Origin of the sequence: Cohnella phaseoli, assembly GCF_003386235.1 — a bacterium.
GTDB lineage: Bacteria > Bacillota > Bacilli > Paenibacillales > Paenibacillaceae > Cohnella > Cohnella phaseoli.
This window is the reverse complement of sequence record NZ_QRDZ01000015.1, coordinates 177,998-193,708: the sequence shown is the minus strand read 5'-3', so window position 1 is coordinate 193,708 and position 15,711 is coordinate 177,998. Positions and strand designations below refer to the sequence as shown.

Genomic DNA, 15,711 nt, shown 5'->3' with positions numbered 1-15,711 from the left:
TCACCTCGTATCGTCTTTTAGAATAGCGCTTGCTCGGGATTGATTCTTCGCACCGCCGAGTTGGTAAGCAGCACGAGGATGAAGCCTAGCACGGATTGCGCCAATGCCGCCGCCGAAGACATCCCGATGTCGTTCAGCTCCATCAGCACGCGATAGACATACGTATCGACCGTATCCGTAACGGGATATAGCGCTCCCGAATCCATCGGCACTTGATAGAACAAACCGAAGTCGGTATTGAACACGCTGCCCATCGATAGAATGGTCATAATGACGATGATGGGCTGAATGAGAGGCAACGTGATATGCAGGATCTGCTTCGCCTTGGAGGCTCCGTCGATCAACGCGGCTTCGTAATATTCATGGTCGATGCCCGCGATCGCGGCGATATAGATGACCGCGCCGATGCCCACGTTCTTCCAGGCGTTAACCAGAATGAGGATATAGGGCCAGTATTCCTTCTCCGAGTACCAGGAGATCGGGTCGATGCCGAACCATCCGAGGAACGCCGAGTTCAAGAATCCCTTGTCCGCGTTCAAGAAGGCGTATGCCAAGTAGCCGACGACGATCATGGACAAGAAGTACGGCATGATCAGGAACGTCTGATACGTCTTCGCCAATCGGCCGCGCAGTTCGTTGATCGCCACGGCGATGGCGACGGACAGCACCGTATTGAAGACCATGAAGGCCAAGCTATACCCCACCGTGTTGCGCGTAATTCGCCAGATCGATCCGGAATTGAACAGAAAGGCGAAGTTATCGAAGCCGACCCAAGGACTTCCGAGGATACCGTCGATATAGTTGATATTCTTGAAGGCGATGAATACTCCGAACATCGGCAGGTAATTGTTCACGATCAACACGGCCATCGTCGGAACGAGCATTAACGTCAGAAATCTGAATTTCCATAGAGAATGGATGAATACTGCGATCCCCGTTCTCTCTTTCACTTGCGTCCACTCCTCTCGATTGATCTCAGTATAGGCTAGCCCCCCCTGCAATACGATGATTTAATCCTATAACCGCGTGACGTATAACTCGGTGTGTCTGGCCGGTCGGCCTTACGCGAAATAAAGAGACCGTTCCTCGAAATCGCCACGCAAGATGACGAAGGAACAGCCTCAGATAGCAGGAGCATACGAAGGATAACCGAAGTCTCTCCGGCAATTCCATATTCTAACGAGATGACCTACGGTCCTTATCGTTCGGCACATGCTCGTGCAGCGGGAGGTTGATGACCGCTTTGACCCCTCCGCCCTCCCTTGGCTCGTAACGCAAGCCATAGTCTTCGCCGAAATGCAATTGAATGCGCTTATGCACGTTGCGGACGCCGTAGCCCGCGTCTTCGATCTCTCCCCGCACGATTTCGTTCAGCCGCTCGGCGTCCACCTTCTGGAAGCCGTTATCCGCGACCGTCATCTCGATCGTGCCGTTTACCCGAAGGATGCGAATCCAGATCTCGCCTTCCCCATCCATGCCGCTAACCCCGTGGAAAATCGCGTTTTCGACGAGCGGCTGCAGGATCACCTTCGGCGTCGTGTACGCGAGCGTCGCGTCCTCGATGTCCCAGTGCACCTCGAACGTATCCGGATATCGCTTCATCTGAAGTCGACTGTAAGCCTGCACGTGCTCCGCTTCTTCTCCGATCGGGATCAGAGTCTTCCCTTTGCTCAACCCGATTCTTAGCAGGATCGACAAGTCCATGACCATCTCCCCGACTTCCGTATTGCCGTTATCGAGCGCGTACCAGTAGATGGAATCCAGCGTGTTGTACAGCAGGTGCGGGGTAATCTGGGAATGGAGCGTCGCCAGCTCTGTTTCCTGCTGACGAAGCTTCATCAAGTAATTGTCTTCGATCGAACGATCGAGTCTCCGCGTCATCTTCATGAACGAGCCGTATAGAATGCCGAACTCGTCCGATCGCAGCAGAGCGCCTCCGCCCATGTCCATCGGGACGCCCGGCTCGTATATTTTCGTAATCGAGACGAGCCGATGCAGCGGCTTGACGATCATTCGCAGCAAATACAGGACGAACAGCAGCACGAGCGCCAAATAAGCCGCGGACAAGGCCATGATGACCCATTGGAACGACTTCAGGCCTCCCGTTATCGAGTCCAGCGGGACGCGATACACCAGGTTGGTGCGGTATAGCGGTTCGTAAGAATGCGCATAGAGCCACCGATCGCCCCCTTCGCCGGCGAAGAAGTATCCCGGCCGGTCCTGCCTCGCGGATTCGGGCACGCTCTCCGCCGGCATGTCGGTCGTACCGGCCTGCATGAGCAATTCGTTCTGGTCGTTAAATAAAAAAATACCGGCATGCTCCGGAAGCTCTACGGACAGGAGGTCTCTCTTCAACAATACCTCTAACCGGGAGACGACCAGGAACCCCAGCACCTCGTTGTAATTTTGAGTATTCAGAATGCTTCTCGCGAAGCTTACCGTAGCTAAGCCGTCCCGCGAGCGAATGAGACGGAACGCGCCCGCTCCCCGCTTCCCGATCGCCTGCGCGGTCCAAGCGGGGAGCTCCTCGCCGCGATCGAAGTAGATGAATCCCGTATCCTTGTTCGACAGATCGAACAGCGTTCGCTTCTCTTCCCGATTCATCATGTACAAAGTATAGCCCGTGCCGTCCGAAGACCAGCGATTCAAGATTTCGTCGGCTTGATTGATATCGCCCAGCGTCTCGATGTTATACCAGAACTCGTTCGGGCCCGTCGGATCGAGCAGATGGTTGTCCAGGAACGTAATCGTCTTGTCGTTGACCGCCGACATCGTCTTCTCGATCGTGGCATGATTCTGCTTCGTCAGTTGAAGCATCGTCCTTCCGACTTCATCCTGCATGGATTCCGCCGCCTTATCGGCCGAGATCCACCCGACGACCAGGAACGGGCCGACAATGAACAACAAGAACGCGATCGTGACCTTGAATTTGAGTTTCAGTCCGATCCCCCCTGACCCTCTTTGCGATAGTCGGCGGGGCTGACGCCCGCGTAACGCTTGAACATGCGGCTGAAGTGCTCCGGGGACTCGTAGCCGACTTCGTAGGCGATCTCGTACCGCTTCTTGTCCGTCGCGACCAGAAGCTGCTTCGCTTCTTCGATGCGCAGCTCGGTCACGAAGTCCCAGACGTTCTTCTTCGTCTCCCTCTTGAACCAATAGCCGAAGTAGGCGGGACTGAAGTGCGCCTCGACCGCGATATCTTGAATCTTAAGCTCCGGATTGCGATAATTTTTCCGGATATAGCCCATGACGCGAGACAAGATCGTCATCTCCCGCTCGCGAGTCAGCTCACTTAACGACCGGCCGGCCTCTTCGATGTACGCCACAAGACGATCGGTCTTGCCGGTAACGGGCAAGTCCCGGAAATAGGCGTCCGGATCGAATCGTCGAAGCGACGCGCTGTTGCCGCTGCCGTATTCCAGCAGCAAGCCGTAGATCCGGTAGACCAGCATGCCGAAGTAGCTATGGACCAGATCCGCCGCATGCCCGAGTTCCTGCAAAGATCGGACCAAGCCGAGAACCATCGTCTCCGAGTCGCCGCCCGACTTCAACAGCTGCACGCACTGTTCCACCTTCGCCATCCATCCGACCATATGCAAGCTTTCGTGCGCAGCGATATCCTCGTAATGAAATACGTTCTGTTCGGGATGGAGCTTCTTCCACTCCGCAGCGCTATTGGCTTCTTCCATGAGTTTGACCAATAAGGAGACGTCCGCGCGCAAGCCGCTCATGCCGATCGTCGCGTCTATGTTTAAATATTGCTTAAAGTTCTTAAAAACGAATTGGCCGATGAAATGCATCTGCGATTGAAGCGAATAACGCTGTCCCGTCGCGTCGGAATCGTTCAATTGAACGATTCCGATCAACTCGTTGCCGAACCCGCTGAACGTTAAGCCGTCCCATTCGGACAAGCTCTCCTCGAATAAGTTCAGCGCCGCGTACTTCAGCAGCTTCCTGTCCTGCAGCATCATCTCCCTGTTGCTGAAGCCTCCGCGGCTCAGATCGAGAAGAACAGAGACGATGCCGAAATTCGGACCTTTGACTTGATCGCCCAGCTCGGCGATCAACTCGTCATGATCCTTCTTCGACAGTCCTCTCTCCGTCACCAGTTCCATCAGAATCTCGTTACGCCGCCCAGGCCCGATTCCTCCGCTTGAACGCTTCCGCATAGACTTCTCGAGCGCCAGCTTGCCGGCCTCTTCCTTCTCGACGAGCACGCTGCGAACGACCCGCAGCAGTTCCTCCCTCTTCACGGGCTTGACCAAATAATCGCGCGCGCCCAGCCGAAGCGACTTCGCGGCGAATTCGAACTTCTCGTGCGCGGAGATAACGATAACGGGAAGGCTCGGCTGCTCCAGATAGATGGTTTCCATCAGCTCGATTCCGCTCATCCGGCTCATCTGAATGTCAGTCAGCACGAGATCGTAATGTTCCATGCGCAAATAATCGACAGCTTCGAACCCGTTCAAAGCCGTCTCTACGGTCGAGATGTTCAAGTCCGAGGACTGCAAGAAGTTGCGAATCCCGATGCTTACTCTAGGTTCGTCGTCGACGACCAATATTTTGTACATGGATACACCTCCGCGGAGCGACCGCGCGTTTCTTAGACATTTTTACCATTATAAGGTGGTCCCCGAACCTTGTCGATGATCTAACGCGATAAGATCGTGATGCAATTCAAGCCGTTCTGACAGAGGCTACCCGAATTTGCGCATGCCGACGTTAACCGCGGGCAGCGTGAACGTATCGGCCTTACTTCACGACGACCGACAAGACATCCGACGCGGTCACCGCACCCGTGCAGACAGGTCTATCCGTCAGCTAAAAATGCTCCCGCTTGAGATCGGGTAAATTGAGCACTCGAAAAAACAGGAAGCCGAGCGAACGCGCTCGGCTTCCTGTTTGGGTTGCAGCGGACGAATCTTCAGCGCTCCCTCGTACCGGAACGCTCCGGGAAAACCCGCTCGACGAGAGCGTTGAACTCGGTCAGGAAGCCTTGAATCGGATGCCCGGCTCTGACATCGTTCGCGTAGCCCTCCATGCGGCCGATGAAATCGGGGTTCGCGGATACATATACGTTTTCCACCGAAGGGGATAGCGACTTCACTTGATCGGCGATTTTGTCCTTCACAGCGTCGTTAAGCGCCATATGTCCGGTGTTCGCACGATCGTCTTCCTTAACCGCAACGTATGCGTTGCGATCTGTCATCATCACATAGGCCGAATCGATGCCCGGCATAGCCGAGATTTTGTTGGCGATTCGATCGCTGGCTTCCATGCGCGTATTGCCGTGCATGCCGACAACGTTGTTGTTCATGCGCTGATGGCCGTTGATGCGATTTTGCTCGTTGGCCGCATCGTTGGCAAAGCGTTTCGCTTGAGGACGCATGCCGAATTCGTCGACTGCATAACCGCGAGCGGCGTTGTTGTCGCGAACGGCGTTGTTGCGAATGTTTTTGTTGCCTAAGTCCCCGGTTTTGTTCATGCATCCCGACAATGCGATTGCGGATGATAATAATACGGTCGTTGAAATCATAATGCCTTTACGCACGACGATATGACCCCCTTTTTGGTCGAATGCTCAGCGTTCCCGCCAAATCATAGGATGCATCCGGAGGTTCGCATTTATTCGATCGGAGTCGGCTGTTTTCTTGACAGCGATGGGAATCGCAAGTATGATGGCATTATTAGGATCTGGTACTAATACTTAATACTAAAAAAATGGAGGAATGCGTAATGACTGCCCCTGTTGCACAAGGCTTTCACTCCAAAGCCCAGCTTACGGCAATCGGAAGTTATGTACCGGACGGCAAAATAACGAACGCGGACTTGGAACAATGGGTGGAAACGGATAACAAATGGATCGTCAGAAGAACGGGGATTGAGCTGCGCCACCGAGCTGCGGCCGATCAGACGACCAGCGATCTCGCCATTGCGGCCGTGCAAGACCTGCTCCGTCGCTTCACTGCGGTTGACCCCTCGCGGATTGACGGAATTATCGTCGCCACGACGACGCCGGATATGCCTTGTCCCTCCGTTGCCTCCATAATTCAACAGGCAATCGGCGCAGAACGCTGTCTTGCGGTTGACGTTAGCGCCGCGTGCGCGGGCTTCGTTACCGCCCTGCAAATGGCGAACGGGCTTATCCTAAGCGGAGCCTACCGTTCCGTGCTTGTCATCGGCGCCGAGACGTTAACGAAAATAACCGATTACACCGATCGTTCCACCTGTATCCTGTTTGGCGATGGCGCGGGCGCAGTGCTGGTCGAAGCCCGGGACGAGGGCGCCCTGTTGGCGGCAAATGCGGTAACGGACGGCTCCGGCGGCATGCAGGTCTACTGCCATCCGAACGGAAAACTCGTTCAAAACGGCCGCGAAGTATACAAATGGGCGCTGTCTACCGTTCCCGACGGCGTACGCGGTTTGCTTGATCAGGCCGGCCTAAGCGTCGGGAATCTCGATTGGTTCGTGCCGCACAGCGCCAATCTGCGCATGATCGAGGCGATCTGCGAAAGACTGGGGCTGCCAGTGGAAAAAGCTCTGCAAAGCGTCGTCCTTAACGGCAATACATCGGCGGCCACGATCCCGCTCGCGCTGGACGCGGCCTGCAGGGAAGGTCGACTTCAGTCTGGACACCTCGTCGCTCTATACGGCTTTGGCTCCGGCCTGACTCAATCGGGCATGCTGCTTAGATGGACGATCTGATCCTCAAGCGTTAACCTTGAACGTCTACCGGTTAGTTACCTTAAATAGCTGCGACAGACCGTCGTCCAGCGATATGGCCGGCTTCCAGCCAAGAACGGTTGCGGCCTTACCCGACGACAGCCTGCTGCATCTGGCGTCGCCGCTTCTCTCCGGCTCATAGATCCGGCCGAACGAAGCGGCGGCCAACCGCTCGCAGCGATCCGCCAGCAGGTTGATCGACGTGGCGATTCCCGTTCCAATATTGAACGCCTCTCCGTTTCCCTTGGCGATCGCCGCAAGGTTTGCCCGTACGACATCGTCCACATGGACGAAATCCCGACTTTGCTCGCCGTCGCCATGAATGATAAGTGGAAGCCCGCTCCCGATTCTATCCATAAAACACGCTACGACGCCGCCCTCGCCCCTTGCCGCCTGACCGGGGCCATACACATTGGCATATCGTAGTATCGTGTAAGCGACACCCCACCATTTTCCTCCGTAATCGATGTATTGCTCCGCAACCCACTTGGATAGCCCATATGGCGCGCTAGGTCTCTTGAGGCTCGATTCCCGGAACGGCCGGTTGCCGACGGCCTCCCCGTATACCCCTGACGTAGAGGAAAAAACCAGCTTGCTACCCGCTTCCCTGCAGCCTTCCAGCACCCGCAGCGTACCGATAATATTGCTCCTTCCGTCGTCGGCAGGATTTTTGACGGAGCTTCCCATCCCGACTTGTGCGGCCAGATGAAACACGATTTGAGGCCTAATCGCCGCAATGAAATCCGCCGTATCCGCTTCTTCCGCACGCAGCAGGCGGATATCGACGCCGGAGGGCAATCTTCTTGGATCCCCCGTGCTCAGATCGTCGAGGACAATCACTTCATCTCCCCGTTCCAATAGCGCACGGACCAGACGACTACCGATAAATCCCGCTCCCCCAGTCACGATGACACGCATTGGCTTTTCAGTCCTTTGCCGTTTTCCTCCATTTTATGGAGACAAACCGTTCCCCGCTTGGACAGCCGCAGGAAAATAGGCGCTCGAACCCGGTTCAAGCGTCGTGGCGGCTGACGCCCTGTCCACATACGATGGAGCATCGGCTTTGTCTATCTGAAAGATTGGAGGCTGCCATGACGAAAGATCATTTTCCGCTCGTTAGCGTCATTATTCCGTTTTACAACTGTCCCTATATCGATCAATCTGTCGCCAGCGTGCTGAATCAGACGTATCCGAATATCGAGGTTATCGTCGTTGACGACGGCTCGACGATGCATCAGCATAAGCTCGATCCGTTTCGCTCCCGCATCCGCTATTTCGGCAAAGCCAACGGAGGCACGGGCAGCGCATTGAACTACGGCATGGGCGTCGCTAACGGCAAATATATGGCCTGGTTAAGCTCGGACGATCTGATGTACCCGCACAAAGTCGCCCGCCAAGTCGCATTCATGGAAGAGCATCAAGCTCCGATCAGTTGCACCGACTTCCATCTGATCAACGCCAACAACGATATTACGATGAGCGCGCTTGCCGTCAAATTTCCTAGCCTCAGGAAGCTGATCGAAGCGCTGTTCACCTTCTGCCCGATCAATGGCTCCACCGTCATGATGAATCGTTCCATCCCTGAACGGATCGGTTACTTTAACGAATCGCTTGCTTGTACGCAAGACTACGAATACTGGCTCAGAGTCCATCTGAACAGAATAGACTTTTATTTTATCAACGAGGTGCTGACTCTGTATCGCTGGCATGACGGAATGGGGTCCGTACAGAAAAAAGCCGCCGTAGATTACGAGTTTAATCTTGTCCGCGATAGCTATGCCCCCCAGTTGAACGCCCTGCTGAACGTGTTGTAACAACCGGCCTGTTTGCGCCGTTATTTTTGGCCACCGGGGAGGGATCCACTTGAAGGTTCTGTTCGTATTTATCGTGCCTAGCGGCGGGGTAAATACCTTGAATCGGCTAAGGCATCAAGCTTTGCTCCCCGCAGGGATCTACAGCCATTTTCTTTACTTTCGGGAAGGCAGCGGCTCCTCCGATTTCGCTCCGGGCATTCCGGTATTCTACGCCTCGGAGCCGCCTGCCGTCCGGCACATACTCGACTATTATTCATTCGATTGCATCGTGGTCACGTCTTTTTTTCTGCAAATGGCGCTATTTCGCCAACTCGGCTTCGCGAAACCGATCATCTATGAAATCCAGGGCTTCGGCTCTCCCGAACAGGCCCGGCGCAATCTGTCGGAGGCGATCCCTTTCGTGAACGAATACGCCGATGCGATCCTATATCCCGGAACCCCGGTCATCGGCGCCTTGCTGGAGGAGTTGTATCCTTTTAATCCTAAATTTTCGTTCGCCAACCCATTCGATCCTCGCGCCTTCGACAGAAGCTCGTTCGCTTATCCCCCGGCCCCCCCTCTCGATTACTCTCCGCTGGTGTGGATCGGCAGGTTGGAGGATAACAAAAACTGGCGCGACTTTCTGCTTATCGGAGCAGAAGTGATCAAGCGCAAACCCGGCGTGCGGCTATGGATGTTCAGCGACCCGGCTTTGGCCGAACCGGGAGAGGCCGAACAGCTTGCGATATGGACGCAAGGGCTCGGACTTGGCCATTACATTTTTCATCACCATAACGTCGCCAACTCGTTAATGCCCTATTACTACGATTTGGTCGCTTCTTCCGGAGGCGTCCTCTGCATGACCTCCAAATCCGAAGGAGCGCCCTACGTGGCGCTGGAAGCTCTTAGCTCAGGCTGTCCGATCGTCACCTCCAACTCGGACGGGGTAAGTTCGGCGATCCTCGACGGAACGACGGGGCTCTATTACTCCCACGGAGATATAAGCGGAGCGGCGGATCGGGTAATGCGGCTAATGACGGAGCGCAAGCTGAGAAATTCTCTCGTTGAAACGGGAAAAAAACATGTTCGGAGTGAATTTTCGATGGAAAACTATGCGGCTCGGTTCTCCGGCATGCTCTTGACCCTTGGTGCGAGACCATGCTGACGAGCATTGTAATTCTTACGCTGAACAATCTTGACCAGACGATGCGCTGCTTGCACAGCATTCGCGTCTTCACGAACAGCCCTTACGAATTGATCTTCGTCGACAACGGTTCGATCGACGGCACGACGGCTTGGCTCGCTCAGCAGCCCGACGTCAAGCTGATCGCGAACGGCGTGAACCGCGGATTCGCCGCCGCCTGCAATCAAGGCGCGGCGGCAGCCGGCGGAGACCATATCCTGCTGCTCAACAACGATACGATCGTCTCGCATAACTGGCTGACCGTCATGCTGCAATGCCTGCACGCAGACGAGCGGGTCGGCATTGTCGGGCCGAAATCGAACTTCGTCCTCCCTTTGCAGAAAATCGCTGTAGATGTCAGCAGCGAAGGACAGTACCATCTGTTCTCGCAAAACTTCAATCGGCACAATCCGGCTCAATGGCAGGACTTGGCCGCGCTCAGCGGCTTCTGTATGCTGCTCAGACGCAGTACTTGGCAGCGGTTGGGAGGCTTCGACGAAGCGTTTGGCGTCGGAGGCTACGAGGATATCGATCTTGGTTACCGAGCGCTGCGGGAGGGATTATTTCTGCGACTTGCCGGCGACGTCTTCATTTATCATGAAGGCAACCGGAGCTTTAATGCCAATGCAATCGACATGTACGGCGTAGCCGCAACCAATCGCCGCCTGTTTATCCGCAAATGGGGCTTTAATCCGGAACGGCTTATTCTGGTGCACGATCCCGCGTTTTTGCCCGATCGCTACGCCTCGCCCCACCCCCATCATGCACCGCAAACGCCCGAGCTGCCAAGCGGCTGGTACGGCATGGGAGAGGACGGCTGCGTCTACCGCATCGAACGCGGACATAAGCGGCCGATTCACTCGTACGATACATTCTGCCGACTCAATCTCAGCTTCGACCGTGTCGGCCGATGCGGCTCCGCGTTGCTGAACAGCCTGCCGACCGGTCATCCGATCGACGCCGGGAACTTCCCTCACGGTTATCCCGACGTGTTTATCGCGCGGGACCCGGCAGGAGGAATGTACAGCGTCTGCCATGGCGTTCGCTATCCGATCGAGAGCGAAGCGACGATGCTCGCCATCGGCCTGCGGCCGGAGGACGCGATCCCGCTCGGCTACGAGCAGATCTGGAGCTACGGGGATGGCTGGCCGATGCGGGGCGACGTTTGGGAGAACTTCGAGCTGCACGACTACGCTCTGTACCGGGGGCCGAACGGCGGCCTGTATTACAGCGAAGGCCAACGGCTGCGGCCGCTCGTCTGGGAGGAAACGCTGACTCGCTTCGGCTGGAACATGGACCGGGCCGTATTCATCGCTCCCGAGCTGTTTCATCGTTCTCCGATCGGGTTTCCGATTCACTAAATCAAGAGGGGTTATCTTCTCGGCGTCGTCATGCGGCGGCCCGGAAAGATAACCCCTCTCAACTTACGCCCTTCCTTCCAGAACAGTTACTAACCTTTGCAACTGCGGATGATACTTATTCCTAATATTTTCCAGTTCCTGTTCAATCGCCGCGCCGTGCTTGATGGTTCCCATTGCGGAATGCACGCGGTAATCCGTCAACGGCTCGCGCAAATAGCCGATCGGATAACCCGCCAGAATGATTCTGAGCCACAGCTCGTAGTCGTGCGTATAGGGAAGACGCTCGTTAAAGCCGTCCATCCGGTCAAACAGCGTCCGGGTTAGCATGACCGTGCAGCCGTTAACTGTGTTGCTGAGCAGCAGCGACCGATAAAACTGCAGCATCGTTCCCTCTGCCAGCACGACGGGGCGCATCTCGGCCACACCTTCGCCGTTGATTCGTCGGAACGCCGTATGGCTGATCGAACAACCGCTTTGCTGCATAAAGCGCACCTGCTTCTCGATCTTGTCGGGACGGAACCGATCATCCGAGCTCAGCCACGCCGCGTATTGCCCCTTGGCAAGACGAAAGCCGGCGTTCAGCGCGCTGGCCGTACCCCGGTTCGGTTGATGAACGACTTGGATGCGTCCGGCCCCTTCGAGCCGGTACAGTACGTCCGTTTCCCGCTCGGAGCCATCGTTCACGACGATAATCTCAAGAGGCTTATAGGTTTGCGCAAGTGCGCTCTCTAAAGCCTCTCGAATGTACGGATCGTTATAAAAGGGGACAACGATAGATACAAGCGGATTTACGGACCGGAAAATGGGGACCCTCCCCTTTCCATGCGGTTTCGTTCCCGTTCGCCCTCCAAAGCATCGAGGATCGATTGGCGGAACGTCCGCTTCGGGCTCCAACCTAGCGCTCGGATCGCCGAACAGTCTCTCGGCCGAGGAGACGGCAATGCAGCTCCTTCGCCAAGCTCCCATGGCAGCTTCTTCGTCGCCAGTTCATCAAACACGCTCTTGACTTCGGCCAACGTTCGAAAGCGTCCGGACTCGATCGCATAGCTCCTTCCCGGCTCGCCTTCGCCGAGCAGCAGTTCGTAAGCGGCCACCGCATCCCGGACGTCCATAAAATCCCTCGACTCATCCAGCGAAGACAGCCGAAACGGAGGCGCGCCCCCCTCCGACTGTTCGGCGGCCACCGCCCATCGGACGATTTTGCCGCATAAACCGCCGCTGTTACCGGGTCCGATCAGATTGGAAGGCTCGACGATCATGACCGGCAGCCCGTACCAGCGATGCCAGGCCTTGGCGGCCGCCGTTTGCAGCGTTTTGCTAAACCCGTAAGGATGCGCGGCTTCGGACAAGGCGGCTTCGCTCGCCTGCAGCATCGACCCGGCCACGAGCACTCTACAGCCGTCAATCGCGCGCGCGCCGTCCAGCACATAAGCGGTCGACATCAGATTGGCGGCCAACGACGACGACGGCGTCTTCCAAGAGACATCGACCGCGTTGCGTCCGGCCAAATGGAGCACCGCATCCGGCTTCAGTCTCCGCATCATCTCGGCTACCGCAGCGCCGTCCGTCAGCTCGCAGCGCTCCGTATACGCGGCCTGCGGAACGACGGGAAGCGCCCCGCGGGGAGATACCGCGGCGACGACCTCCCAGCCGGATGAAGCGAACTTGCGGCAGGCATGAAGCCCCGTAAACCCCGCCGCCCCGGTAATAAGTATTCTGCGGGCCGTCATAACGACGACGTCCACCCGCGTAGCTCCTCAAGCATTTCCGCGTAGCGGGGCGGGCGGTAATCGAAATCGTCCCTTGTCGCCGTAAGCGTACGGTCAATGACCGGTTCGTCCACGGGGACGACCGTTACGTTCCGCTTGTCGAACTTCTCCTGCATCATCAGCAGCAACTCATGCTTGGACACCGTTTCCGGGGCGGTCAAATGCACAAGCCCGCCGATTTCCGGCCGCCTGATGAGCCACTCGATCGCCTTGGCTAGCTCAAGCGTAGTGACGCCGTTCCACAGCACGTTGCGATAACCTCTTACTTCTCCCTCGCATGCTAGAAACCATTTCATTAGCCCGATGCCTGAAGGCTTATCGTCCGGTCCGATAATGGAGGTGCGAACGGTGACATGCTTGCCGCTGCGCATCTCCCCAAGCGCCTTGGTTTTGGCGTAGACGGTCGTTCCGTCCGGTTCGTCCGTCTCTACGTAACCGCCCCGCTCCCCCGAAAAGACGCAATCCGAGCTGATATGGATCAACCTTGCGCCGCAGCGGTCGCCAAGATGACGGAGCCAATGCGGCAGCAGCCCGTTCACCTTGTACGCGTCGAGCGGCCGATCCTCGGCATGATGATTTAGAATGCCAACGGCGTTCACGATCACGTCGGGGACGATTTTATGGACGAGTTCCTGCACCGCTTCGAAGGATCGGACATCGAGTTCCCGAACCTGAAGGCCTTCCAGCGCCTTCAAGGTTCGATTCGCGATCGTCTCGGGCCTGACCGTAACGGTCAACTCGCAGCCCGGCCTGGTCCGTAAATAGGAAGCGGTCATATGACCCGCCATTCCGTATCCGCCCAGAAGCAGGATTTTCACGTAAGAAAACCTCCTCGCTGCAGCATGGCCCGAATCTGCTGCCGATCCATCAGAGACTGGCTGGAAGAGAAGCTTGCGAAATCGACCGGATCGTACGCTTTGTAATGCGCGCGCAGCCCGGGAATGTCCAACGTCGGCAAAATAACAAGATACTGGTCGTCGTACACGATCGTATTCAAACTCTCGTATTCGGTCAGCAAAATTTCATGGATTTTCTCGCCGGGCCGAATGCCGGTTTCGACCATCTCCACCTTCCTGCCAAGGGCGTCCATCAGCACCTCCGCCAGATCGACGATACGGCATGTCGGCATCGTCATCACGAAAATTTCCCCGCCGATGCTCTGCGCCGTCGCCTTGAACAGCAGCCGGATCGCATCCTCCAGCGTCATGAAAAACCTTGTCATTTGGCGATCCGTCAAGCCGATCTGCTGCTTATGCTTGATTTGATTCATAAACAGGTGAACGACGCTACCGTTCGTGCCCAGCACATTGCCGCCGCGGACGCAGACGAATTTCGTCTCGCTGTCCAGCAGATTGGCGTAAACGATCAGCTTCTCCCCGATCGCTTTCGTCATTCCGTAGAAGTTCGACGGATTGGCCGCCTTGTCTGTAGAAATATTGATGACTCGCTCAATCTTGTTCTCGATTGCCGCTTCAATTACATTCTGCGTGCCGATAACGTTCGTTTTCAGCGCCTCGTACGGCTGATCCTCGCATACCGGCACATGCTTAAGAGCGGCAAGATGGAACAAAATATCTACGCCCTTGCATGCCTTCGACAGTGCCTCCCGGTCGCGAACGTCGCCGATCCGAAACGTCAATCGCGGGTCCTCGAACGCCCGGCTCATCGCCACCTGACTCGACTCGTTGCGGGAGAACACGATCACCTCCGCCGGGTCCATCGGCAGCAGTTGCCTTATCAATTCGTACCCCCAGGAACCGGTTCCCCCGGTAACCAGGATACGTCGATCTTTAAACATCCCTTTTCCCTCCAAGCACAAATTTCGCCACTTTATCCGAGACGTTCGGATCCAAATAACCTTCGGGACATTGCCAGGAATCTCGCAGATGAAGCATCACCCGAGCCGCATTGCGGATCGCGTCGGGCTGCAGGCCAGCCACGACGTTGCTGCCGCAATCGATCGTCTCCGGACGCTCGGTTGTCTGACGAACCGTTACGGTCGGTACGCCGAAAATGCAGCATTCCTCTTGAACGGTCCCGCTGTCCGTAAGAGCGAGCAGCGCGTTTTTCTCCAAATGAACAAAATCGAAAAAACCGAACGGCTCATGAAAAGTGACGAGCGGATGAATGGAATTGCGCAGCTCCTCCGACAATCTGGATTGCGTTCGCGGATGCAGGCTGCATACGACAGGCAGTCCGTAATCCTCGGCCGTCAAGCTCAAGCCCTGCATAATTCCGCGCAACGCCTCCGGAGAATCCACGTTTTCCGCCCGATGGATGGTCGCGATTAGATATTGCCCGGCGGTCAGTCCGAGCCGTCCCAGTATGGGACTGGCGTCAATCTGCTCGCCGTAATGGCGCAGCACTTCGTAAATCGGATTGCCCGAGCGAAAAATACGGTTGATCGGAAAACCTTCGCGCAGTAAATTCGTTTTGCTGTTCTCGGTGTAGGGAAGGTTGTAGGTGGAAACTGCATCGATGACCCTCCGGTTTTTTTCCTCCGGTACGTTCAGGTCGAAGCAGCGATTGCCCGCCTCCATGTGAACGACCGGGATGCCCATTCTCTCTGCGACAAGCGCGCACAAGGCGCTGTTCGTATCGCCGAGCACGAGCACCCGGTCGGGACGCTCCTTCCTAAGCAGCTCCTCTACGGCGCCGAACATCGACGCCAACTGCCCGCCAACCGTTTGTTTCCGGGCATCTAGCAACAGATCGGGCGCCCGCAGTCCCATCTGCTCGAAAAAAACTCCGCTTAAGCTGGAAGTAAAATTTTGCCCCGTATGAACGAGCACGTGGCGCTCCGCCAAGCGGTCCAGCTTGCCGATCAGCACGCTAAGACGAATAATTTCCGGACGAGTTCCCAATATGGTCACGATACGCAT

14 protein-coding genes are annotated in these 15,711 nt (G+C 56.3%); 4 read left to right on the top strand and 10 right to left on the bottom strand.

All coding sequences use genetic code 11. From position 1 onward, the window contains the following. Nucleotides 1-17: 17 nt before the first annotated feature. From DFP98_RS19560 to DFP98_RS19545, 4 genes are all read right to left on the bottom strand, one after another. Complete coding sequence (locus tag DFP98_RS19560; RefSeq protein ID WP_246016597.1) at nucleotides 18-950, bottom strand: ABC transporter permease; 933 nt, start codon at nucleotides 948-950, stop codon at nucleotides 18-20. A 226-nt stretch (nucleotides 951-1,176) separates the two neighbouring features. Then, nucleotides 1,177-2,904, bottom strand: coding sequence for a sensor histidine kinase (locus tag DFP98_RS19555; RefSeq protein ID WP_147310241.1), 1,728 nt, complete (start codon nucleotides 2,902-2,904; stop codon nucleotides 1,177-1,179). Nucleotides 2,905-2,936: 32 nt separating this feature from the next. Continuing rightward, nucleotides 2,937-4,571, bottom strand: coding sequence for a response regulator transcription factor (locus tag DFP98_RS19550; RefSeq protein ID WP_116062279.1), 1,635 nt, complete (start codon nucleotides 4,569-4,571; stop codon nucleotides 2,937-2,939). A 353-nt stretch (nucleotides 4,572-4,924) separates the two neighbouring features. Further along, nucleotides 4,925-5,551: a YhcN/YlaJ family sporulation lipoprotein gene (locus DFP98_RS19545; protein ID WP_116062278.1), complete on the bottom strand. Its 627-nt coding sequence runs from the start codon at nucleotides 5,549-5,551 to the stop codon at nucleotides 4,925-4,927. Between the two features lie 185 nt (nucleotides 5,552-5,736). Between DFP98_RS19545 and DFP98_RS19540 the strand changes: the two genes are divergently transcribed. Then, nucleotides 5,737-6,705, top strand: coding sequence for a ketoacyl-ACP synthase III (locus tag DFP98_RS19540; RefSeq protein ID WP_116062277.1), 969 nt, complete (start codon nucleotides 5,737-5,739; stop codon nucleotides 6,703-6,705). 24 nt (nucleotides 6,706-6,729) lie between these two features. Here the strand turns inward: DFP98_RS19540 and DFP98_RS19535 are convergent, their stop codons facing one another. Continuing rightward, entirely contained in the window at nucleotides 6,730-7,641 is a 912-nt protein-coding gene (locus DFP98_RS19535; RefSeq protein ID WP_116062276.1) for an NAD-dependent epimerase/dehydratase family protein, read from the bottom strand. 173 nt (nucleotides 7,642-7,814) lie between these two features. On the opposite strand from DFP98_RS19535, the gene DFP98_RS19530 reads away from it, so the two are divergent. Genes DFP98_RS19530 through DFP98_RS19520 form a run of 3 tightly spaced genes read left to right on the top strand, consistent with a single transcriptional unit; the run spans nucleotide 7,815 to nucleotide 11,060 of the window. Next, nucleotides 7,815-8,537: a glycosyltransferase family 2 protein gene (locus DFP98_RS19530; RefSeq protein ID WP_116062275.1), complete on the top strand. Its 723-nt coding sequence runs from the start codon at nucleotides 7,815-7,817 to the stop codon at nucleotides 8,535-8,537. Nucleotides 8,538-8,586: 49 nt separating this feature from the next. After that, a complete protein-coding gene (locus DFP98_RS19525) occupies nucleotides 8,587-9,681 on the top strand; it encodes a glycosyltransferase family 4 protein (RefSeq protein ID WP_116062274.1) in 1,095 nt (364 codons plus the stop codon). After that, complete coding sequence (locus DFP98_RS19520) at nucleotides 9,675-11,060, top strand: glycosyltransferase family 2 protein (protein ID WP_116062273.1); 1,386 nt, start codon at nucleotides 9,675-9,677, stop codon at nucleotides 11,058-11,060. Before DFP98_RS19525 ends, DFP98_RS19520 begins: the two co-directional genes overlap by 7 nt. A 63-nt stretch (nucleotides 11,061-11,123) precedes the next feature. Here the strand turns inward: DFP98_RS19520 and DFP98_RS19515 are convergent, their stop codons facing one another. From DFP98_RS19515 to wecB, 5 genes are read right to left on the bottom strand one after another with little or no spacing between them, the layout of a single operon-like run. Continuing rightward, nucleotides 11,124-11,834, bottom strand: a complete 711-nt coding sequence (locus tag DFP98_RS19515; RefSeq protein ID WP_281275143.1) for a glycosyltransferase family 2 protein — start codon at nucleotides 11,832-11,834, stop codon at nucleotides 11,124-11,126. Between the two features lie 14 nt (nucleotides 11,835-11,848). Further along, a complete protein-coding gene (locus DFP98_RS19510; RefSeq protein ID WP_246016596.1) occupies nucleotides 11,849-12,805 on the bottom strand; it encodes an NAD-dependent epimerase/dehydratase family protein in 957 nt (318 codons plus the stop codon). Then, nucleotides 12,787-13,647, bottom strand: coding sequence for a dTDP-4-dehydrorhamnose reductase family protein (locus DFP98_RS19505; RefSeq protein ID WP_116062272.1), 861 nt, complete (start codon nucleotides 13,645-13,647; stop codon nucleotides 12,787-12,789). Before DFP98_RS19505 ends, DFP98_RS19510 begins: the two co-directional genes overlap by 19 nt. Then, nucleotides 13,644-14,627 (bottom strand): polysaccharide biosynthesis protein, encoded by a 984-nt coding sequence (locus DFP98_RS19500; RefSeq protein WP_116062271.1) that lies wholly within the window; start codon nucleotides 14,625-14,627, stop codon nucleotides 13,644-13,646. Before DFP98_RS19500 ends, DFP98_RS19505 begins: the two co-directional genes overlap by 4 nt. Continuing rightward, entirely contained in the window at nucleotides 14,620-15,711 is a 1,092-nt protein-coding gene (wecB, locus tag DFP98_RS19495) for a non-hydrolyzing UDP-N-acetylglucosamine 2-epimerase (RefSeq protein WP_116062270.1), read from the bottom strand. The genes DFP98_RS19500 and wecB overlap by 8 nt, the downstream gene beginning before the upstream one ends.